Origin of the sequence: Sphingobacterium sp. UBA7855 (assembly GCA_002500745.1) — a bacterium.
In the GTDB taxonomy this organism is placed as follows: Bacteria; Bacteroidota; Bacteroidia; order Sphingobacteriales; family Sphingobacteriaceae; genus Sphingobacterium.
In genome coordinates this window covers 148,624-171,042 of record DLST01000003.1, presented here as the reverse complement: position 1 = coordinate 171,042, position 22,419 = coordinate 148,624, and the positions used below count along the sequence as shown (strand labels likewise).

Sequence of the window (22,419 nt, the reverse complement as noted above, 5' to 3'; positions counted from 1 at the left end):
GCTCGGTTAAAAATTCAAGTTTATTTTAGTGGAGTTGTAAATGTGCATATTAAAAGATAAAACCGGTTTACGGTTTAGTATACTATCTTCATTACACTTCTTGAAATACTTAATACTTATAAAAAATGGCAAAACAAGTAAAATATAACGTTGAGGCTCGTGAAGCCCTTAAAAAAGGTGTAGATACCTTGGCAAATGCAGTTAAAGTAACATTAGGTCCTAAAGGACGTAACGTAATTATTGAGAAGAAATTTGGTGCTCCAGTAATTACTAAAGATGGTGTTTCGGTAGCGAAAGAAATCGAATTGAAAGACGCTTTAGAAAACATGGGTGCGCAAATGGTAAAAGAAGTAGCTTCCAAAACAGCTGATCAAGCCGGTGATGGTACAACTACTGCTACAGTATTAGCGCAAGCAATTGTTGCTCCAGGTATCAAATCTGTGGCTGCTGGTGCTAACCCAATGGATTTAAAACGTGGTATTGATAAAGCGGTTGCTACTGTAGTTGCCAACTTGAAATCACAATCTCAAGAAGTTGGTCAAGACAACAATAAAATCAAACAAGTTGCTACAATTTCAGCTAACAATGACGAAGTAATTGGTTCGTTAATTGCACAGGCGATGGAAAAAGTAGGTAACGATGGTGTTATCACTGTAGAAGAAGCTAAAGGTACTGAAACAGAAGTTAAAACTGTGGAAGGTATGCAATTTGACCGCGGTTATTTGTCACCATATTTTGTGACAAATTCCGATAAGATGGAAGCAGAATTGGATAATCCATATATCTTGATCTATGACAAGAAAATCAGCAACATGAAAGAATTGCTGCCTATCTTGGAGAAACAAGTTCAAACTGGCAAACCTTTATTGATCATTGCTGAAGATCTAGATGGTGAGGCTTTGGCTACCTTAGTGGTTAATAAAATCCGTGGTTCTCTGAAAGTTGCAGCTGTCAAAGCTCCAGGTTTCGGTGACCGTCGTAAAGCCATGTTGGAAGATATTGCGATCTTAACTGGTGGTACGGTGATTTCAGAAGAAAGAGGTTTCAAATTAGAAAATGCTGAGTTATCTTACTTAGGTCAAGCTGAAAAAGTTCAAGTTGACAAAGATAACACAACGATTATCAATGGTTCTGGCAATGTAGAGGATATTAAAGCACGTGTTGCACAGATCCGTTCACAAATTGAAACAACAACTTCAGACTACGATCGTGAAAAACTACAAGAGCGTTTGGCTAAATTGTCTGGTGGTGTAGCTGTATTGTATGTAGGTGCAACTACTGAAGTTGAGATGAAAGAGAAGAAAGACCGTGTTGATGACGCTTTGCATGCAACTCGCGCTGCTGTTGAAGAAGGTATTATCGCTGGTGGTGGTGTTGCATTTATCCGTGCTACTGAAGCTTTGTTAGATCTTAAAGGTGAAAATGAAGATGAGCAAATTGGTATTGATATCATCAAGCGCGCTATCGAAGAGCCATTACGTCAGATCTGTAATAACGCTGGTATCGAAGGTGCAGTAATTGTTCAAAAAGTAAAAGAAGGAACTGCAGATTTCGGTTACAATGCACGTACAGACCGTTACGAAAACTTAATCGCTGCTGGTGTAATTGATCCAACTAAAGTATCTCGTGTAGCATTAGAAAATGCAGCTTCAGTTGCTTCAATGTTATTAACTACAGAGTGTGTATTGGCTGACGAAGCTGAAGAAAACCCTGTAGGTGCTGGTGCTCCTCCAATGGGTGGCGGTATGGGCGGAATGATGTAAGATCATCCCATTTCTAAATAAAAAGAAAGGCTCATTTGGAATTCCAAATGAGCCTTTCTTTTTGTTCTTTAATAGCCTTTTGCCGTATCGTCTCCACGCGGGTCGGCTCCTGTCTGTAATTTACCATTTGGTAATACAAGTATATTCTCCACACGACCGATTGTCCCTCTCGGATTTATCGTATAGCCATCTTTTGTCAATTGATCACGTAGATTGACATCGATTGCGTTATTTTCGACGTCAATACGATCAGGAAGCCATTGATGATGAAATCTTGGCAGGCTTACAGCTGATTGGGCATTTTGTCGGAAGTCAATAACGTTGAGGATGGTCTGAAAAACAGAGGTAATGATAGTTGATCCTCCAGGGGTTCCTACAACCATAAATAGTTTGCCATCTTTTTCTACAATAGTGGGTGTCATTGAGCTGAGCATCCTTTTGCCAGGCTGAATCTCGTTCGCTTTTTCCCCAGTAAGCCCATACATGTTTGGGACACCGGTCTTTACGGAGAAATCGTCCATTTCATTGTTTAGGAGAAAACCTGCGCCCTCCACAAATACTCCTGAGCCATAAGAATCATTAAGTGTTGTTGTAATGGATACTGCATTCCCTTGCTCGTCTACGATATTGAAATGTGTCGTTTGTTCACTTTCATAGCCAGGAATGACATCTGCATTGACATCTTTGCTTGATGTCGCTTTATGGAAATTGAATGAATGGAGTTTATGCGCATTTGAGGCAGAGTCAATAAGCTGTTGGATGGGTACCTTAATGAAATCAGGATCGCCCAAATACTTAGCCCGATTGGCATATACATAGCGTTCAGCTTCGACTATGACACGAATGGTTGAATCGGTCTGAAAGCCCCAGCGCTGAAGTGGGAACTGTTCGACTGATTTGAGCAGGGCTAAAAGAGATGTTCCCCCACTCGAAGGCGGCGGCATGGAAATCACTCTGTGGCCCCTATAATTTGTGGAAATTGGGGTACGCCAAAGTGCCTGATAATCCAGTAGATCTTGATGATTAATAATACCTTTCCCTTTGTCCATTTCGGCAACAATTAAATCGGCCGTTTTACCTTTATAGAAACCGTCTCGGCCTTCCTTTGCGATTCTTTCCAGTGTTTTTGCAAGCTCCTCCTGTATAAATAGGTCTCCCGTTTGCCAAGCTGTGGTTTTGATAATTGCAGCACCGGCGGGATTCAGCTTGATAAAACGCTCTTTATGGCTTTCAAACTCATTGGCTTGTCGTTGACTGATTTTAAAACCTGTTTTCGCTAGCTGTATTGCGGGGAGTACGAGATCTTTCCATTGTAATTTGCCGTACTTTCTGTGGGCTTCCCACATACCAGCAACAGATCCAGGGATACCAGAGGCCAATTGACTATAAAGGCTCAACTCCGGAATAACATTGCCTTGGGCATCGAGATACATATCCCGGGATGCTTTTAGAGGAGCTTTCTCACGAAAATCTAAGGCATCTAAATTACCCCGATGATCGCGGTAGAGCATAAAGCCACCGCCGCCAATATTTCCGGCATTTGGATAAACTACTGCAAGGGCAAATTGTACGGCAACTGCAGCATCTATTGCATTTCCACCTTGTCTTAAGATCTTTACACCAATTGCTGAAGCCAAAGGATGAGCAGTTACTACGGCCGCCTTATTAAATGTACTGGGTTGCTCAACGCTGGAATTTAGCCGTTGTTTTGTTGTACAAGAGGCAATGAAACTAGCTATGAGCGAATAGGTGATGAATTTATGCATCGTACGCGATTTAAAATTTAATATTATCTCATAGAGGTGTACAAATAATACTACTCTTGGTTATTTAAGTTTTTCGTTGTTTTTATGGCGGTCGGCATCCCGAATTGATTTCTTTTGAAGATTTTGTTCCAAAGCCGCTGTTAGATCAATTCCCGTTTGATTGGCAAGGCACATCAAAACGAATAATACATCGGCCATTTCATCTGCTAAATTAACTTCTTTGTCTGACTTTTTGAAAGATTGTTCTCCGTATTGCCGAGCCATTATTCGGGCAACTTCACCGACTTCTTCCATGAGTATAGCGGTGTTTGTCAACTCATTGAAATAACGTACTCCGGTACTATTGATCCATTTGTCAATAACCTCTTGTGCTTCTTTAATAGTCATCTTGTGTTCAATTAAAAATTAAAAGTTGTCCTTATCTTTTGTGTCCATGACGATGGTAACTGGACCATCATTCAGTAGGTCAATTTTCATATCGGCTCCGAATATGCCAAGCTGAACCTCTTTTTGGAGCAATTGACTTAGCAGTAAAGCCATCTCTTCATACATTGGTTTGGCTTTATCCGCTTTTGCTGCTCTGATAAAGGAAGGCCTGTTTCCTTTTTTTGTTTGAGCAAAGAGCGTGAATTGTGAGACGAGTAAGATATTTCCGTCTACATCTTGTATCGACTTATTCATCATACCCTGTTCATCCTCGAAGATGCGTAAGTTGATGAATTTCTGTCCTAACCATTTCAGATCTTCCGTTGTATCTGCTTCTTCAACTCCTAATAAAATCATTAGACCCTTCTGGATCTGGCCTGTTATCTGATTATCTACGGTACAAGAAGCTTTGGTAACTCGTTGTATAACTGCGCGCATAGTGAAAAGTATAAAACCAAAGGTAAAAATTCCGATTGTCAAACACGATGGGAAATTCAGTTTTCTCCAAGGTATATATAGAAACGTCCCTTACTCCCGAAGGAAAAAGGGGCGCTAATTATGCTAAAGGATTTGATCAGAGAGCATCTTTAGTGTGGTTTGCCCGCTATTAATTCGTTTGGGATTAGGTAGCTCTTATACAGGGTGGTTTAGAATTTGAAATTCAAGCCCAGTAGGAAATTCGTTGGTGCTTGTGGGAAATAAAAATTATAGTACTTTCGGCTATCACCTTCCATGCCGCCAAAAGTGTAGCCATTGGCCTCATACTTCTCGTTCAATATGTTGTTGACCTGTAATGTTACACTGATATTTTTAAAGCCCATTGCTGTCAAGCTATAGTTTGCCAAAAGATTGTTGACAAAATAAGCGGAAATGCTTCTCTCTTTCGCAGACGAATTATCCAGGTATTGTCTAGCCACATATTTGGATAAAAGTGAAAATGTAAGTGGTGTTATAGGGCTATAAGAGAAATTACTTGATAAAATAGTTCCTGGAGACAATGCGATGTCCGTCTTTGCGTAAAAGATCTTCATATCAGGGGCGACTCCATATATATCTTTTACAATCTCTTCAAAGTTTTTGATTTTATTTTGGCTAAAACTCGCAGTTGCTTTCCAATTAAGCTGCTTATTGATGTTCCATGAGCCATCGAACTCGATGCCGATCCGATAGCTATTGTTGACATTTTGGCGAATCGGAGAACCTGTATCACTGATTTCGCCAGTTGGAATCAGCTGATTTTTGTAAAACATTCCATATCCATTCAACCCAATGTTAAGTTTTTCGTTTGCAAATCGGTAACCAAATTCTATATCCTGCATTTTCTCCGGTGTTGGATCTGGTAAATTGCTGTTTTTTTCAATAAAATCTTTCCGAACAGGCTCTTTCTGCGCAAAAGCATAGGAAGCATACACATTTGAATAATCATTTAAGAGATAAGTTGCGCCTGCTTTTGGGTTTAAAAAATTGAATTTTGGATGATAGTTATAGTTTTTGACTTTATCGTCATCGCCATACATGTGATAGTCGACATTTCTATATTGGACATCAGCCATCAGAATCCATTGGTCCAATTTGTAATCGATCTTTAGGAAATTACTGAAATCATTTTTTTGTGATTTTCCGAAGTAGTAGTTTTCATCCAGAAATCCTGTTGAGGCATATTGTGCCCATATGACTTGACCATAATGTTTTCCTCTATATTGATTGTAGGCTCCCCCCCAGGTAATCTCCAGCTGATCGTTGGGTTTATAATTGAGGGAGTAAGTCAAGCCATAAAAATAGTTGTCCAACCATCTTCTGCGCACTAGATCTGTTTTTTGTATGGTATCTTTTCCGATAATTACATTGGGCAGACCATATTTACTCAATTTATCGGCAGATCTCATTTCTTCATAGTAGCCATAACCTCTGGTGTAATGGAGGGCGGTATTAAGTGTTACCTTGTCACTTAGGATATTGGTGTAATGAAGCTGATGATGTTTTTGCGTATAATTATCAGTTTGATTTTTATAGGTGTACAGGTTATAGTTTCGACCAGCATTCATAAATCGATCTTTTTCAGCTCCTGCTATTTCGAGGGCGTTATCGGCATAATCATCCATACGTGACCGATCTCCAGTAATTAACGGTTCGGGAACGCCATTCCAGGCCTGATATGTTTTTTCTTTTCCCCAGAATACAATTCCTTTTAGGATGTGTTTCTTACCATAATAACCACCATCTACATAGAAAGATTGTAGGTCTGAACTCCCCCTTTCAATATAGCCATCGCTGCTAATTCGGGATAATCTGGCATTGAATGCAAATTTGTCATTGATTAGTCCAGTGCCCACTTTCACGGTATTTTTCCATGTGTTATACGAACCGAACGAATTGTTAAGTTCTGCATAGGGATGTTCAGCCAATGTATTGGATTGAATATTTAATGAAGCTCCAAATGATCCGGCCCCGTTTGTTGAGGTGCCGATTCCTCGTTGAACTTGGATGCTCTCTGTGGAAGAAGCAAAGTCAGGAAGATTGACAAAAAATGAGCCCATGCTCTCCGCATCATTTAGCGGAATGCCATTTAACGTTACGTTGATTCGTTGATTATCTGATCCGCGGATGGTCATTCCTGTATAACCGATGCCAGCCCCGGCGTCTGAATTTACCTGTACCGATGGTGTTTGGTTAAGCAGAAAAGGGATATCTTGTCCGAGATTGTTTTTTGTAATTTCCTCTTTTGAGATGTTCTTGAAGGTTGTAGGCGCATTTCTTTTAGCGCGGGTAGATTGGACGAGCACCTCTTCCATTTGTATGGTAGTTGGTTCTAATTCGACCAGTATTTCCATATTATCTTTTATGTTTACATTGCGGATCCATGTTTTATATCCAATAGTGGAGATTTGAATGTGATGTTGCCCGGTGTTGATATGATGGAGCTTAATGATTCCATGGTTGTCTGACTGACCATGGAAGGAAGCTTGGCCATCGATAGATACGGAAACGTTTTGTAAAGGATTTTGGCTACTCTTATCTACAGTTTTAATTGTCAGATTTTGCTGCGCAATGGCAACTTGCATCGAAATAGTAGCTAAGGAGCTACAAATCAAAAATTTGATCATGGTAATGTATTTTGTTTGAGTTAAACAAATCATAGCAAGGGGTTACTATGACCGCACTATTTAACTAACCTCTCCCTACGCCAGCATTATCTGGATCAGGTGTACAGAATTTAATCTGTTGGGTATAATCTCAGCCTGTATTTGTGTTCCTGACAAAACAAGGCACCCCTATTTGATGCTGCGAATATATAGATTAAAAATTGAAAAGCGATATAAAGAAGTATTTTATGACAAATTAAACAAGGGAGGTTGTGTTGTTATTTCTTTTTGGTTAATATTTTATGTAAATTGTTGTTTTTGGTATATATTGTTCTTTTTAGGTACCTTGGCATAGATTTTTCTACTAATGGTATGTATTTATACAAGTCTAAAAATTTTAGTTACTAAATTGATAGTGAGGAGATAATATGTTAAAATATTTAAGCGCTAATTATATTCTGCCGATTAGCTCGATGCCGATAAAAGATGGTATTGTTGCGGTAGATGAGGAGGGGGTAATTCAAGGTATATTTGACCCAACGTCATTTACACCTATGGATAATGGTCAGGTCGAGAAATACGAAGGGGTTATAATTCCGGGTTTCATCAACGCGCATTGTCACATTGAATTGTCGCATATGAAAGGTATCGTTGCTAAAGGTACAGGGCTTCCGAGCTTTTTGAGTAAGGTGATGACAACGCGTTCGGCTTCGATGAAAAAAATAGATGAAGCGATGGCAAAAGCCGACAGAGAGATGTACGAAAATGGTATTGTCGCAGTTGGCGATCACGCTAATACGGATAACTCTTCAAAATTGAAGGACGATTCTGAAATCTTGTATCACACATTTGTAGAAGTGATCGGAATTGAGCCGGACGAAGCCGATTTTAAGTTGAAGGAGGCTAAATCACTGATCCAAGAGTTTAGGAATGGCCATGTGTCTATCACGCCACATGCCCCCTATTCTTGCTCTAAAGTACTTTTTAAAAAATTCAAGAAAGTAATTTCGGAAACAAACATTATCAGTATTCATAATCAGGAAAGTGAGGAAGAGAATAAGTTGTTCCGTTATAAAATGGGCGAATTCTTAGACTTTTATAAAAGTATCGGAAAAAATGCAGATACGATAAAAGCGCAGGCAAGAAATTCAATTCAATCTTATCTGCCTTATTTGCCTTACCCAAATAAATTGTTGTTGGTTCATAATACCTATACATCTTTAAAAGATTTTGATTTTGTTGAGCGTATGGGTCGTGACGTCACGTGGTGCTTATGTCCGAAAGCTAACCTTTATATTGAGGGGACTCTACCTAAAATACAGAACTTTTTAAATTCGGGACAACGTATTGTGATCGGAACCGATAGTTTAGCTTCCAACGATACCTTGTCCATTCTGGAGGAACTAAAGGTGTTACATGCACACTTCGAGGATCTTGATTTCTTACAGACTATCCAATGGGCCACGATTAATGGCGCTATTGCGTTAAATATTCAGGACGAATATGGATCGTTGGAGGTGGGTAAAAAGCCAGGTGTTGTTTTGCTGCAGGGGATGGAACATATGCGCTTAACTGATGATGTGAAGGTAAAACGCTTAGTCTAGTATTTTATTCCCCAAAACTTCTGTACTTTTGTTTTTAATGAACAACCCATGACTATATGAATGAAATTATAGTCATGGGTTGCTCCATCTGACAGATGGAAGAAAAAATAAGTTACAGATGAAACATTTGAATATTTCAATAAGAGGTAAAGTACAACGAGTCTTTTTTAGATTAACAACTAAGGCAGTTGCTGATCAAGTTGGTGTGAGGGGCTTCGTGGTCAATTTAAAAGACGGTTCTGTCTATATTGAGGCTGAGGGTGACGAATTTTCACTTGATTCACTTTTGGAGTTCTGCAAGGAGGGTCCAGAGGGTGCGGTTGTTGAAAGTGTAGAAATAGAGGAAGGCGAAATGAAAGGCTTTTCCAATTTTGAAGTAGTTAAAAGAGTTCAATCTTAAGCCCAGTGTCTACGATCAAAAAATTTCTCAGCGATACCTTCATCTATGGTATAACGACTATCGTTTCAAGAATGATAGGATTTTTGATGACGCCGCTTTATCTGCGAAAATTTAAAGATGCCGCAGTCTACGGCATCTATTCTAACTTTTATGCCTGGATGTCTATGTTGAATGCTGTACTGGCATTTGGTATGGAAACGACATATTTTCGCTATTTGCAAAAAGTCGAAACGCAAGATAGATCTAAAGTTTATAATAATAGTTTCTTTATTACTTTAGTCACTTCGCTTATTCTATTGTTATCTGTCTTTGTATTTACTCGGCCCATTGCAGCGTGGTTTGCAGATGGCGGTGATGTTGATCTTTATGAGCGATACATTAAATATTTCGCTTTTATTCTTGTTGCTGATGCGCTTGCTGTCATACCATTTACAAAACTTCGCGCTGAGGGAAGGCCCTATAAATATAGCGCCCTAAAATTTGTTAATATTGGAGTTACGGTGATTTCAAACCTGTTCTTCATTTATTTCTTGCCTGATTGGATTCACCAGTATAGCTTTTGGGCTGATTTTGCCGGAACATGGTTTAAAGAAGGTTGGATTGGCTATGTCTTTATTTCCAATCTTTTCGCGAGCGTTGTTACATTAATCCTACTTCTGCCTGAATTGCTAACTTTCCGATTTAATCTAGATCGAAAATTACTGAATGAAATGTTAATGTATAGCTTCCCAATTTTAGTGGCTAATATTTCGTTTATTATTAATGAGAATCTAGACAAGATGTTCTTTCTAAAATTGTTGCCTGGAAAGACTGGGAAAGACGAATTAGGAATCTATGGTGCGGTTGCTAAATTGGCCGTGTTTCTAAGCTTATTTGTTACGGCTTTTAGGCTAGGGGCAGAACCATTTTTCTTTTCGTATTCGAAAAATCAGAATGCATCAAAAACCTATGCACTCATCATGGAGTATTTTGTTATTTTGATGGTCATTGCAATGGTTGGACTAACAGTCAATCTCGATTGGCTTAAGTACTTCATTAAAGGAAATGAATCGGAGGTTGCTGTCTACTGGACCGGACTTAAAATTGTTCCAATTCTACTGTTTAACTATGTCCTGCTAGGGATATATATGAACCTATCGATTTGGTACAAGTTGACAGACCAGACACGATATGCACTTTATATTTCAGGAATAGGAGCTTTATTAACGATTATGCTGAATGTTTGGCTAATTCCGGTGTATTCCTATGTTGGGGCTGTTTTATCTACGACAGTGGTGTACTTGGTGATGATTGGATTTTCACTGTACTGGGGTCAAATGTATTATCCTATACCTTATAAATTGATAAAAATTGCCATTTATCTTGGGGTAGGGCTTCTGATTTCCTGCATGAGCTTTCAAGTTTTTCATAATAACATTTGGATAGGCAATGGGATGTTATTGTTATTATTAGGCGTCACTTTTATGCTTGAAAAGAATCGGTTGATGGAGTTGTTAAGACGAAAATAGTCTTATTTATACATCTTACAAACAAGGCAATAGTTTTATCATTATTGCCTTGCTTCTTTTTTAGACTCCTTCGGGAATGAAGGAATTTTCAATCTCATGCAGTACCTCTAAAATTTCAGCCTGGCGCTGCAAACTGACCAATTTCATTCGATACTCTTTAAAATTAGGAATTCCTTTGAAGTAATTCGCATAATGTCTACGCATTTCAAAAATACCTAATTTGTCACCTTTCCATTCGATGGATTTGTTCAAATGGGTTCTGCAAACTTCGACGCGTTCGGCAATGGTAGGTCCTTCAAGACGTTCCCCAGTATTGAAAAAATGTTTGATTTCTCTGAAGATCCAAGGGTATCCGATTGCTGCACGGCCAATCATGATGCCATCCACTTCAAACTCTTGGCGCCAAGCTGCTGCTTTTTCGACAGAATCGACATCGCCATTACCGAAAATTGGGATCTTGATCCGCGGATTGCGTTTGATATCGCGAATCATGGACCAGTCTGCTTGTCCTTTATACAATTGTGCACGCGTACGTCCATGAATAGCAAGTGCTTTGATGCCGACATCTTGTAATCTTTCAGCAACCTCATACACATTTTTTGTATTGTCATCCCATCCAAGGCGTGTTTTCACCGTTACGGGTAAATCAGTAGCTTCAACAACAGCTTTGGTCATGGCAACCATTTTATCAATATCCTGTAAAAGGGATGAGCCAGCACCTTTGCAGACCACTTTTTTTACAGGACAACCATAATTGATGTCAATTAAATTAGGTCCTGCTTTTGCGCAGATTTCAGCCGATTGACGCATGCTTTCGATATCACCGCCGAAGATCTGGATACCAATAGGTCGTTCATATTCAAAAATATCTAGCTTTTGAACAGATTTGGCAGCATCACGAATTAGCCCTTCGGATGAAATAAATTCAGTATACATTAAATCAACCCCATTTTGTTTGCACACGTAACGAAACGGGGGATCACTTACATCCTCCATAGGAGCTAATAGCAACGGGAATTCACCCAAATCAATATTTTCACCAATCTTGACCGACATCTTCGATAATTTTTTACAAAGGTACAAAATTTGGTGTTAGTATAAAGTTAGCGAACTGTCAGGAGTTTAGAGTCGACTTTTGATTTCTTCGGAGCTTGTTGAACGTTGACTGTTCAAGATTCCAGCGCCTCCAAAGCGATAATTGAAAGATAGGATGGCTGTCCTGCTGTCGGGATTTGATCTCCCATTAAGCCAAATTGTTGAAGAAACTGTTTCGTATCGGCGACTGTTAGTCCTAAAAATATCATTTACCACCAGTTTAACAGAAGCTTTTTTATTGAGAATGTTCTTTTGAATTCCGCTGTATAACTGGCCATAGCTCTTGATCTGGCTTAACCCTGTCGTCAATCCGGAGGTATAGCTTCCGCCCACTTCTATGGACCAGTCGTTCGGTAGTTTGATTGTATTCTGGCTATTCAGGGTCAGCGTATTGCCTTTGCGGCTAATCAGTATGCCGCCCTGCGGAATTTCATATTCATTACGATAGTAGTTTGTGAAGTGCGTGGCTGACCACCAACTTGTCAATTGAGTCGGAGCGATAAAAGAAATTCCAAAGTTTTTGAATGAGCCGATATTCTCTGGCCGTTCGTAAGTTATATACGGATTGGATAAATCCCTTCCTAGAATGTCGTTGACAACGTCTGTTCGTGAAGCATAATTCAGTGTGAAAATATATTTATTGGAAAAAGTATAGCCCAGCTCAAATGCATGTTCATATGCCGGGTTCAGACGGGCATTGCCCTCCGTATAGGAAAACGGATCGGTGTATACACGAAATGGATTGAGGTCCCAAAAAGAGGGTCTCTGAACACGATAACTATAACTTGTCTGTAATTTGTTTTTTTCATCGACTGCGTAAGTTAGAAATGCTGATGGAAATAGCTTGAAACAGGATTTTTCAACGTGTTCATTCAGCGTGATTTGATGGCCTGATGTATGTGTATATTCTCCTCGCAAACCAACCTGAGCCGAAATTTTTTTCCAACTTTTGGAAAGATTAATATAGCCTGCCTGTATGGTTTCTTTGTAAATGTAATGATTGCTCGTTGTCAGGTCAGCGACATATTGGTCATTTTGTAAGGTATCGTAATGTAGGTCATTTTCTGTGCGGACATGACTGGCTTTCCAGCCTGCCTCCAGTCGATAGGCATGGGCCAGCGGGTGTATATAATCTAGTTTGGCAACATATACTTTATTGTCTGAGGGGATGTCGCCTCGACGTGACGAAGGCCGGTCGAGCGGAGTGCCATCTGCTTTTAAATAATTTGTGTTCAGTTGTTGATCCATTTTGGAATAATGATCTATAAGATCAAGATCGATTTTTAATTCGTGCCCTGTCTCATTAAACTTAATGCCGTAGTTGAAATTATAAAGCATATCCCGCCAACGTTCTTTCCCTTCCGTTATCGTAGATGAAGACCATATTAATCGATTATTGTCAACGGTACTAAAGTTATTTGTCGTGGGTTCATACTTCGGGTATTTGCCGAATCCGCCATTAATAAGCACTCCAAGTGTTTGTCTGGAATCTATGTTGTAATCTATACCAGCTCTAAAGTTATTAGATCGAAGTTTGGGTTGTATCTTATTTTCCTGTTGTGTATACGATTCGGGGCGGGTGCCTTGATCCGTATAGAAGTAGCGTGTGAGGGAATTAAAGTATTCAAGGTTTTGATGATACTGATTATAGATTCCAAATACATTTAGTTTTTCAGTGCGGTAATTAAGATTAATACCTCCGCCAAAATGCGGCCCTCGGCCTGCACCGCCATTGAGAGAAATAGAACCATTCCATCCTTCTCTTATTCCTTTTTTCAAAATAATGTTGATGATTCCGGCCGACCCGGCCGCATCTTCTTTGGCACTAGGATTGGTCATGACTTCAATTTTGCTGATATCAATGGAAGATGTGCTACGCAATAGATTGGCCAATTGGTCACCAGAAAGATAAGTCAGTTTTCCATTGATCATTACCGTTGCGTCTGATTTCCCTTTAATGAATAATGTTCCGTTGTCATCTGCAACTACACCCGGTAGCTTGTTGAGCAGTTCAAGTCCGTTATTTCCCTCCGCAAGCATGGAGTTTTCAATATTAAATACTAGTTTATCCCGTTGCTGTTCAATAAATTGCTTTTTGCGTACCACAAGTACCTCAGCTAAGTACTCGTTATTTGTTAGCAGTACAATCTGACCAAGGTCGTATCCTACGAGTTGTTCGTCCAAACTGAAATGTGGACTAAAGGTCTCTTTGTGCGTGATGCTTTTTACTTTTATATAATAACGGCCGGCCTTTGTGTCACGGAAAATAAAATGTCCGGTACTATCTGCGACAATAGTTTTTGTTAATGTGCTGTCTTTCGCTTGATGGAGGCTGATATTCACATACGGAATTGCCTGCTTATCTTCACCGATAATTTGACCTTTGATGTGGCTGTTTTTTTGGGCAAAGCTACTGTATACTGTGCAAATTAATAGTAGACTAAAGATATGACGATTGAAGTAGAGCATAATGGTATAGTTACGGTATTGCTAAAATTTAGGGTGTTGCTAATGGAGTGCGTTTCGTTTTTTTTATCGTTTTTCTTTTCTTTCCCCACCAGATGTAAAATCCTGTGATAGGTAAAGTCGCGCATACAAGTGAGGCAACAAAGTAGATGATTTTGGTTGTCATTCCACCAATAAAACCCGTATGAAGCGCATAGTTGGATCGCATCAACCATTCTGCTGCATTGGCTTCATCAATGGGGCCTTGTTTCCGGCCTGTAAGTTCAAGTGTATTTCGATCGAAATTGAGATCTCGCCAGGTGCCGCCTTCCATATCTGTACATGCTGATACCGTTTTTTCGTCAGGTTCAGGATAATGCACAATAACCGCCTCTTTGTTATACTTTGCATACTCATGGCGTACCTTATACCAAATTTGGTCTGCGACAGCTAGCGCGTCATTTAGTGGCTGATCCGGAAGTTCAGGTTTATTATTCTTTTCCGTTTTTGGTTTGTTGGGATAGCCTCCCGCCATCCAAACGACAGAACTTCGAATCCATGGAAAACTCATAATGAGCCCCGTAAAGCACATGACAAATGCGATTGTTAGTGAATAGAAACCCAATACGTTGTGAAGGTCATAATTGATACGTTTGAATTTTGCTTTCCATTTGATGGTAAAGCTCTGTTCTCTCGATCTGCGGTTCCATTTCTTTGGCCACCATAATACTAGGCCGGTGAGCAGTAGTATGAAAAAGATTAGAGTGCTCCAGCCAACGACTTGCCTGCCTATTTTTTGTGGCATCCAAAGATGACGATGCCCTTCATCCATGAAATGGAAAAAATCCTCATGGTTGACGATCGCAAGTAGTTCGGCTGTGTAAGGGTTTACATAGACAAGACTGTCAGAATGATCTAGGGTGACTTTAACTGATTTATCAAGTCCATAATACCAGGCACTCGCAATTTCATACTCAGGAAGAGTCGCTTTAACAGATGTATATATCGCAGATGGAGGGAGCTGTTCTTCTGATTTCTGCGCTGCGACCTGTATATAGTTTGTAGTCAATTCTTTGATGTCATGTTCAAACACAAGTACGCAGCCTGTAATGCCTAAAATGATAACTGGAATACCCGCAGCGATTCCTAACCAAAGGTGTAGCCAGGCATTAATTTTACTAAGCATAATGAGAAACGGTTTTTTATCATCCGATCTGTACATGTTGTTTGGCAGATCGGATGATTGATGATGATTAATAGCTGATTTTGCTCATTGATGATACTTGGGATATACCAGTAAACTTCAATCCTCTTTTTGCTGTAGCGTTGTTGATATCGATGATGTAGGTATAATATTGTTTGTCGTCTTTATCCTGACAGGTATAGTAAGCCTGAGCGCCACCTTTGTCAACATAGACGACATCTTTGTATCCCTGTTGTTCATGTGCAGGAATCTCTAAGAGTTCTGTCATTTTTTTTGTTTGTATATCAACGATATACAATTTGACAAGACCACCGCCGATACCTTCAGCTTGTTCGCCTTTATTATAGATCGTCATTAAAAATTTATTGTCTTTAAGATAACTACCCCTTGCTATTTTGCCCTTTCCAAGAGATTCGATATCGAAATAATAGTCTTTATCAAATTCATCTGTCCCCTTTTTGATTCTCAGGAATCCAGATTTGTTTTTTGTGGGCAATGATGCTTCATTTGCCGAGAACCAAACATATGCATCACCTTGATCGTCTACTGCTAAACCTTGTTGAGCAAACCAGTTCCCTATATGGGAACCTCGTCCATCACGGATTGTTTTTTCAAATTTAAGTTCAGGGTAAGAGAAGATACCGATATAGGTCGTATCTGTCGTCGTAAAATCTCCACCCCAGTTATCTGAACCATCTCCGGATTGGAAAGGAATATACACCTTATTACCTACTTGAAATACACCTGTCCAGATCGCCATACGGTTACCTCCTAATACTTTGGAAAGATCGACCGTATTTTTGTTGGCGATGGAGAAATTTTGCGCATCATAATTTCGTAGTGTGGCGACAGGATTTGCCATACTTCTGTTAGTTGTCCCTAAAATCACATTTTTATCACCATAAGTGCCAAAGATACCTGCGGTTTCGGCGTTTACTTGATCATCTTTAAGTCTTTGCAGATCGCCTTTGGCATCGATAGTATAAGGAGTGATAGGACCTTGTCCACCGTATGTTAGGCCAAAAACATGATTGTTTTGATTGATAAAAGAGAACTCTGTTGCAAGCATGCCGTTACCTACAATACTTAAATTACCTTGGCTAACATCATCCGTAGTAACAATGTACGTACCTGATGAACCTGACTCGGAACTCCCTTGGCCAGTTACGATAAAGACAAATTTTTCCTTTTTTTTCGAGTTTCCCGGATCTTCTCCGCCTTCGACAGGTTTGTCCTTGGAGCATGCGGTAATAGCTAATACGCTACAGGCTACTGTAAGCAATCTGAAGTAATTTGACTTTTTCATTTTGAGTTATTTAATAAATTGTGTGTTATTTTTGACGTATAAAGTATCTGAGTTTGACATTGAAAGACCGACTCGGTTTCTGCATTTCGAAATTGTCGTATCGTGTTGCGTCGGTTAGGTTATTACATTCCAGCGCAACATTGTATTTCCCCGAAGCCATTGCATAGACAATGTTGACATCATGGGATAGTTGTTTGGGGATAATGAAACGCTGTGCTGGTGTGCCTAAACTTGGAAAATCCAAAAAGAAAGCATGGATATATTGGAGGTTGTAACCGATCGTCAATGTATTGTGTTTACCTCCGAAGTGGTGCAAATAATAGGCGGCATCCACATTCCCATATAAATACGGTATATTAGGCATACGATCCTTGTAGACGCTGCTCTCTACAACTTGACCGGGCTCAAACTTCGTATTATTGAGTATATTTTGGTAGGTTAGATTGCCACCGATAGAAAACCGATTTTTATAGAAATATTTTACATTCAGATCGACCCCATTATTGAGTACACTCCTTAAATTGAGGTATTTACTTTCTCTCTTATTGTTTGAGTTTAGTGGGCTGATGTAGAGTCTTATAAAATCAGTTGCATTTCTATAGGTATAGTTAGCATCTATAATGATATGGTTATCCTCATTCCATTTTTTTGTGTAGGAGAGGCCGATATTGATGTTATGGCTATTTTCTGGTTTAAGCGTTGGATTTGCGCTGAGATCCTGCGCATCGCCAAATAATTCGTTGTTTTCAGGTAATCTGGTAGCTTTCTCATAGGACGCTTTCAATTGTAGGGTTGTATTCACAAAGTAGGAAGCCGCAAATCCATAGCCTAATTTATTGACCGTCGTTTCTACATTTTTGTAGCTTTCATTTTTCCTGACTTCTTCAAAGTATTTACCTTTTTGATTGTAATTTTTTACAAATACATTTAAATCCCATTGATCGGCTATGCTGGTACGATAACCTAATGTAGTTATATTTTTTGTGGTTTTCCGTGGCAACTTGTTAATTTCGAGATCTGGGTAATATTTATCTTTTCCTTTGCGGTCAAACGTTGTGAATAGGTGATTGACCATAAAGTGGTGTTTTTCATTGATCGCATAGGAGAGATTGGCAATGAAGTTGCCATTGTTATTGTTGAAACGATAATCGCGTAGTTCGTTTTCTCCGCCTGGAGCATTAGGGTTATTTTTATCTTTGGGTTCACTCTCTCCGGACCAGGTGAATCTTCTGTTCACTGTATCCAGACTGCGTTCTTTACCGAGGTTGTATCGACCAAATATGTTGACATCTAGCCCCTTTACAAATAGATCTTTTTTGATGTATTTTACACTGGGTTGGATGATATTTCCCAGGGCTTCCCTGCCACCATAAACATCGTCCATGTGGTTTCCGGTCTGGATTTCTTTTTTGTTTGCTCCCAGTGTTATTCCAAAAAGAAGCTGATCTGCATAGTTCTTGTTGGAGACTCCGATATTATAAACCATGGTTTCATTTCGGTAGGTATCATGAAAACGCCTTCTTCTTCCTTTGGTATATTTTCCGGTTTCAAAATCAGCCGTCCGCACATTCACCCAGTAATTGTTGTCCGAATAATTTTGGAAGGCTGACAAGGTCATTGTTAATCCGTTATTGGAGATGTATCCTGCGTTTACCGCAGTTTTATGTGTATTAAAGGATCCATAAGAATAAGAAGCATCAAGGTATTTTCCAGGGTCATTTTTGGTGACAATATTCACAGCACCACCTAGGGCATCGCCACCTAGCCATACCGGAACAACACCTTTGTACACTTCCACACGTTCGGCAAAATTGATCGGGATATTATTCAGTTGAAATGAAGAACCAAAATTGTCCATTGGAATACCATCCAAAAATAACTTGACCTGATTACCGGAAAATCCATTGATACTAAAAGACATATTTGATCCTACACCGCCAGATTCTCTCAAACGTACGCCCGAGACTCTATTTAGTGCCTGACCGATATCTAAAGTCGTATTGTAAAGCTTTTTTGCATCTATTGCGGAGACGTTGTAAGGTTGTCGTGTTACTTCACCTGCAGTGGATCGACCTATCACTTCAACCTCCGCCATGATTTTTTGATCCGGGATCATCTGTATTTCAAATAGATCAATAACACCTTTCGTACAGGTCATTGGCCGATTGATGGTCTGATATCCGACCGCGGAAATCGTAACCTGATGATTACCGAAAGAAATTCCGCTTATTTTGAAAAAACCATTTTTGTCTGCTTTGGCTCCTTTCTTTGTGCCAGATAGGAAAATGGTTGCCCCAGGAATAGGTTCGTTTGATGTATTGATAACACTACCTTTGATTTCGGTTAATTGTTGGGCGTGTGAAGGAAAGGATATGATTAGTAAAAACAATAACCATACTATTTTATATTTTGACATTACTTTATTTAGATTAATTACACATAGATAAGTTGCGTAACTCTAAATCTACCGAAGGTCAAAAAAGTAAATAAAAATGATTATTTTTTAATGCATTGATTATCAATGGCAAATTAATGTAATCGGTCTATTCTAACAATAAAATCGGTCGCTTGATCTAAGGTAAGACCAACCTGAATGCTTTTTGATTTGATATCATAGACCCAAACTTGATGCTGATCCTTAACATCATCTATCGCGATATAGGCTTTCCCATTTTCAACGAGAACGGATTCTTTGCGTGTTCCCTTGTCAAGGGGAAGATTTAATTTTTTGGTAGTTCGGCTGATAAGATCGACCACATAGTACTCGAATTGATAGGTGGAATGGTGATCACTAAAGTCGGTGTAGCGATCTCTACGTTCACTACGGATGATAGCCTGACTGTTGCCCAAATACCACATGCCATACGCATGATTGCGCGTGTTCGCTGTTAAATTAAAAAAATAAGTAGGGTTTATGTGCGTGGAATTACTGTCTATTCTAAAAATTGCGGTAGGTTTTGATGGCCTGTTGCCGAGTGCTATACCGGGGCAGGACATAAAATAAAAATTGCCATTCTCGTCATGAAAGCTGTAAGATTGAACAGTATTTAATCCTCCGGGGTAAGTAGATCGTGTATCTTTTTTTATATTTTCTAATTTGAAAGTGGTTTTATCCAATGTAGCGACATAGAGTGTGTCTATTGTGGTAAAATCAGTTTCGTTTATTACTTTATTAAAGGTATAACCAACCAGCAACTGGTGTTGATGTATTGTGCTAAAGCCGATGGAAAGAACATTAAAATCGGCTGCTGCCGTGGACAGTTTTATCTGTTGCTGTTGGTTGATTTTGAAATCGTTGACCGTAATTTTATAGACCCATAACTGACGGTTTGTATTGTTGTCTGAAGTAAATAGGAGCAATGTGTCTCGATCAAGCCAGTTTATATTTTCAATATGCTGATCTTGCATAGCCAATTGTGCAATTTCCTTTAAACCATTTGATCCTAGTGAATATTTTCTGAACTTTCCCGCTCTTAAAAAATAAAAATGCCTGTCCTTAACGATGATGCTTCGATCGAATTGTTGTGTTGGAATGTCGATGCCATTTTTTGAAATGGTTAGATTTCCACTATCGATTGTATTTGAGGTGATGATCGTATTTCTGAGATCTTTATTCATCGTATAGAGACTAAACTTCCCGTCGATATTTTTGCCCCCATCTTCCGTTCTACAGCTTATTACTAAGTGGAGTAAAAACAAGGATAAGAATAGTGTTAAGCGGTAGGATAGCATGAGTGTATGGACTAATTGAAGTTCTTCTTATTTAGATGATATTAAATTGGACTTTCAGTTCGTGTTGGATGGTAGGGGCTAAAAAAGTAAGTTCCGATTTGGAAATTATTACCTGCTTGCCATTTTTTTTCGGTTGCAATACAAAATAGGTTTCGCCATGTCTGAATTTTCTCTTGTTTTCTGTGCCAGAAAAGCTAAAGGCAAAATCTTTTTTGGGAATGAACATCATATTGCCTGAGGTTTTGAATTCACCGGTATCCGTATTGATCTCAGCCCATGCATTTTTACCCAATATGATATTATAACTATTCTGGTTAATATACTTCAATCCAGCACTCGTTCTGTTATCAAAGATGGCGGCAGTATTTTCGGCATCCTTACTGAGTTGATAAAAACCTAAACAGAGTAAAAATACCATACTGGCTGCTATTCCAATATATTTAAAATGATATGTTTTAGAGGGAACTGTTTGCGTGACCTCGGACTGAACAATATGACTGCTCAGCTCAGCCCAGATATCCGTTTCTAATTTTGCTTTTTTTGTGGTGGAAATAGACAAGGGCTCCGACTCGAGGGTATCATCCAACAACCATTCTTCCACAAGAGTTTTTTCTGCGGGAGAGCATTGACCTAAATGATATTTCTCGATGAGTTTATGGTCTATTTTCATATGATATACTTCCTGACAAAAGTACAGGATTTCTTTTTTATAGCTAAATTTAGGATATATATTCCGTTAGTTCTGTTTTTAATGTTTTTAATGCTCGTGAAATATGATATTCTACCGCTCTTTCTGAAATGTAGAGTTTATGCGCAATTTCCTTGTTGGTGAGCCCCTGTTCTCTGCTCATGCGAAAAACATTTTTACATTGTTTGGGCAGACTATCGATTAGCATTGATATTTTCTTAGCAAGTTCGTCGGCAATCAGTGAATTATCTATGTAATGTTCTTCCCGCGTATTTGAAATGTTGTCCAGGTGTTGCTGGCGGGATACTTTATTGCGAATGTATTCAAATGTTTTGAGCTTTACCGATCTGATCAGATACCGTTCAACCTCGATGAGACGAAGCTCATCACGCCGTTCCCATAGCGATTTGAAAACATCCTGTACAATTTCCTTGGAGTGTTCTTCATCCTTGATACTGCTCAGGCAAAAGGCAAACATACCTTCCCAGTATTGAAGATATATTTGCTCAAAACCTGCTTTATCTATAATAAAAAACTTCTTTTCCAAAATATCAGTGATCAGCTTATTCTGACGCAAAGATAGTCTTATTTAGATTCGTTTTAAATAATTCTAAACTTCTTTTACAAAATCTTTAATCGCTTGTCCTGGATCCGTGGTTTTCATGAAATTTTCACCAATTAAAAAGCCTTGAAAACCAGCCTTTTTAAGGTTTTTTATGGTTGCGGGATCCGATATGCCGCTCTCCGATACCTTGATATATTCTGTTGGAATCTGGTTTAAAAGATCATAAGAATGTTGAAGATCCACTGAAAAGTCTTTCAGGTTTCGGTTATTGACGCCAATTGCATCAATTTCCTCGAACAGATTATCTAATAGTTCCTGTTCATTGTGTACTTCTAGCAAGACATTTAAACCAATTTGTTTAGCATATGCTGCGAATTCCTGTACTTCTTCCTTTTTCAGGCATGCAGCGATTAAAAGGATGACGTCTGCACCATAGGCCTTAGCTTCAGTAATTTGATATTTATCCACGATAAATTCTTTTCTTAAGATAGGGATACTGATTGCTTCACGGGCTTTCGATAGATCCGTTAAATTTCCTTTGAAAAACTCTCCGTCAGTAAGGACAGACACTGCTGAAGCACCTGCCTCCTCGTATGCCTTAACAACATCTTCAACCGCAGCAGTATTGTTGATGTCTCCTTTTGATGGTGATGCTCTTTTATACTCGGCGATGATTCCTGTTTTTTCAGGATCAAGAATAGATTCTCTCAGTGAAAGACAAGCTACACTGAAATAGGGGTAGTTTAATAGCTGTTCCAACGGAACTAGTGCTTTTGCTTTTTCTACTTCTACTTTTTTTCGTTCAATGATTTTATCAAGTATAGTCATTTTTTT

The 22,419-nt window shown here is 39.1% G+C and carries 17 protein-coding genes; 4 read left to right on the top strand and 13 right to left on the bottom strand.

The window, feature by feature from the left end; translation table 11 throughout:
- Positions 1-125 precede the first annotated feature (125 nt).
- Positions 126-1,763, top strand: a complete 1,638-nt coding sequence (groL, locus tag B2107_RS03325; protein ID WP_209577580.1) for a chaperonin GroEL — start codon at positions 126-128, stop codon at positions 1,761-1,763.
- 68 nt (positions 1,764-1,831) lie between these two features.
- On the opposite strand, the gene ggt is transcribed toward groL, so the two are convergent.
- The 4 genes from ggt to B2107_RS03305 all read right to left on the bottom strand — a co-directional run bounded on the left by ggt (position 1,832) and on the right by B2107_RS03305 (position 7,059).
- Positions 1,832-3,529, bottom strand: coding sequence for a gamma-glutamyltransferase (gene ggt, locus B2107_RS03320; RefSeq protein ID WP_293953095.1), 1,698 nt, complete (start codon positions 3,527-3,529; stop codon positions 1,832-1,834).
- Between the two features lie 60 nt (positions 3,530-3,589).
- On the bottom strand, positions 3,590-3,916 hold the full coding sequence (locus B2107_RS03315) for a nucleotide pyrophosphohydrolase (protein ID WP_046674810.1): 327 nt from the start codon (positions 3,914-3,916) through the stop codon (positions 3,590-3,592).
- Between the two features lie 18 nt (positions 3,917-3,934).
- The gene (dtd, locus tag B2107_RS03310) at positions 3,935-4,393 is read right to left on the bottom strand and encodes a D-aminoacyl-tRNA deacylase (protein WP_293953093.1); all 459 of its coding nucleotides are present in this window, start codon (positions 4,391-4,393) and stop codon (positions 3,935-3,937) included.
- Positions 4,394-4,602: 209 nt separating this feature from the next.
- Positions 4,603-7,059, bottom strand: coding sequence for a TonB-dependent receptor (locus tag B2107_RS03305; RefSeq protein ID WP_293953091.1), 2,457 nt, complete (start codon positions 7,057-7,059; stop codon positions 4,603-4,605).
- 407 nt (positions 7,060-7,466) lie between these two features.
- On the opposite strand from B2107_RS03305, the gene B2107_RS03300 reads away from it, so the two are divergent.
- From B2107_RS03300 to B2107_RS03290, 3 genes are all read left to right on the top strand, one after another.
- Entirely contained in the window at positions 7,467-8,642 is a 1,176-nt protein-coding gene (locus tag B2107_RS03300) for an amidohydrolase family protein (protein ID WP_293953089.1), read from the top strand.
- A gap of 118 nt (positions 8,643-8,760) precedes the next feature.
- The gene (locus tag B2107_RS03295; protein WP_293953087.1) at positions 8,761-9,042 is read left to right on the top strand and encodes an acylphosphatase; all 282 of its coding nucleotides are present in this window, start codon (positions 8,761-8,763) and stop codon (positions 9,040-9,042) included.
- A gap of 5 nt (positions 9,043-9,047) precedes the next feature.
- Entirely contained in the window at positions 9,048-10,550 is a 1,503-nt protein-coding gene (locus B2107_RS03290; protein ID WP_312332398.1) for a lipopolysaccharide biosynthesis protein, read from the top strand.
- A 60-nt stretch (positions 10,551-10,610) separates the two neighbouring features.
- Here the strand turns inward: B2107_RS03290 and dusB are convergent, their stop codons facing one another.
- The 9 genes from dusB to trpC form a co-directional block, all read right to left on the bottom strand.
- Positions 10,611-11,606: a tRNA dihydrouridine synthase DusB gene (dusB, locus tag B2107_RS03285; RefSeq protein ID WP_293953085.1), complete on the bottom strand. Its 996-nt coding sequence runs from the start codon at positions 11,604-11,606 to the stop codon at positions 10,611-10,613.
- Between the two features lie 66 nt (positions 11,607-11,672).
- Positions 11,673-14,114 carry an outer membrane beta-barrel family protein gene (locus B2107_RS03280; RefSeq protein WP_293953083.1) on the bottom strand — a complete coding sequence of 814 codons (2,442 nt, stop codon included), beginning with the start codon at positions 14,112-14,114 and terminating at the stop codon, positions 11,673-11,675.
- Positions 14,115-14,142: 28 nt separating this feature from the next.
- Entirely contained in the window at positions 14,143-15,276 is a 1,134-nt protein-coding gene (locus B2107_RS03275; RefSeq protein ID WP_293953081.1) for a PepSY-associated TM helix domain-containing protein, read from the bottom strand.
- A 67-nt stretch (positions 15,277-15,343) separates the two neighbouring features.
- Positions 15,344-16,600: a DUF4374 domain-containing protein gene (locus tag B2107_RS03270; protein WP_293953079.1), complete on the bottom strand. Its 1,257-nt coding sequence runs from the start codon at positions 16,598-16,600 to the stop codon at positions 15,344-15,346.
- Between the two features lie 25 nt (positions 16,601-16,625).
- A complete protein-coding gene (locus B2107_RS03265; protein WP_293953077.1) occupies positions 16,626-19,016 on the bottom strand; it encodes a TonB-dependent receptor in 2,391 nt (796 codons plus the stop codon).
- A 113-nt stretch (positions 19,017-19,129) separates the two neighbouring features.
- Positions 19,130-20,218 carry a DUF4374 domain-containing protein gene (locus B2107_RS03260; RefSeq protein WP_293953075.1) on the bottom strand — a complete coding sequence of 363 codons (1,089 nt, stop codon included), beginning with the start codon at positions 20,216-20,218 and terminating at the stop codon, positions 19,130-19,132.
- Between the two features lie 145 nt (positions 20,219-20,363).
- A complete protein-coding gene (locus B2107_RS03255) occupies positions 20,364-21,002 on the bottom strand; it encodes a hypothetical protein (RefSeq protein WP_293953073.1) in 639 nt (212 codons plus the stop codon).
- 49 nt (positions 21,003-21,051) lie between these two features.
- Positions 21,052-21,597, bottom strand: coding sequence for an RNA polymerase sigma-70 factor (locus tag B2107_RS03250; protein ID WP_293953071.1), 546 nt, complete (start codon positions 21,595-21,597; stop codon positions 21,052-21,054).
- Between the two features lie 33 nt (positions 21,598-21,630).
- Positions 21,631-22,413 carry an indole-3-glycerol phosphate synthase TrpC gene (trpC, locus tag B2107_RS03245; RefSeq protein ID WP_293953069.1) on the bottom strand — a complete coding sequence of 261 codons (783 nt, stop codon included), beginning with the start codon at positions 22,411-22,413 and terminating at the stop codon, positions 21,631-21,633.
- Between the last annotated feature and the right edge of the window lie 6 nt (positions 22,414-22,419).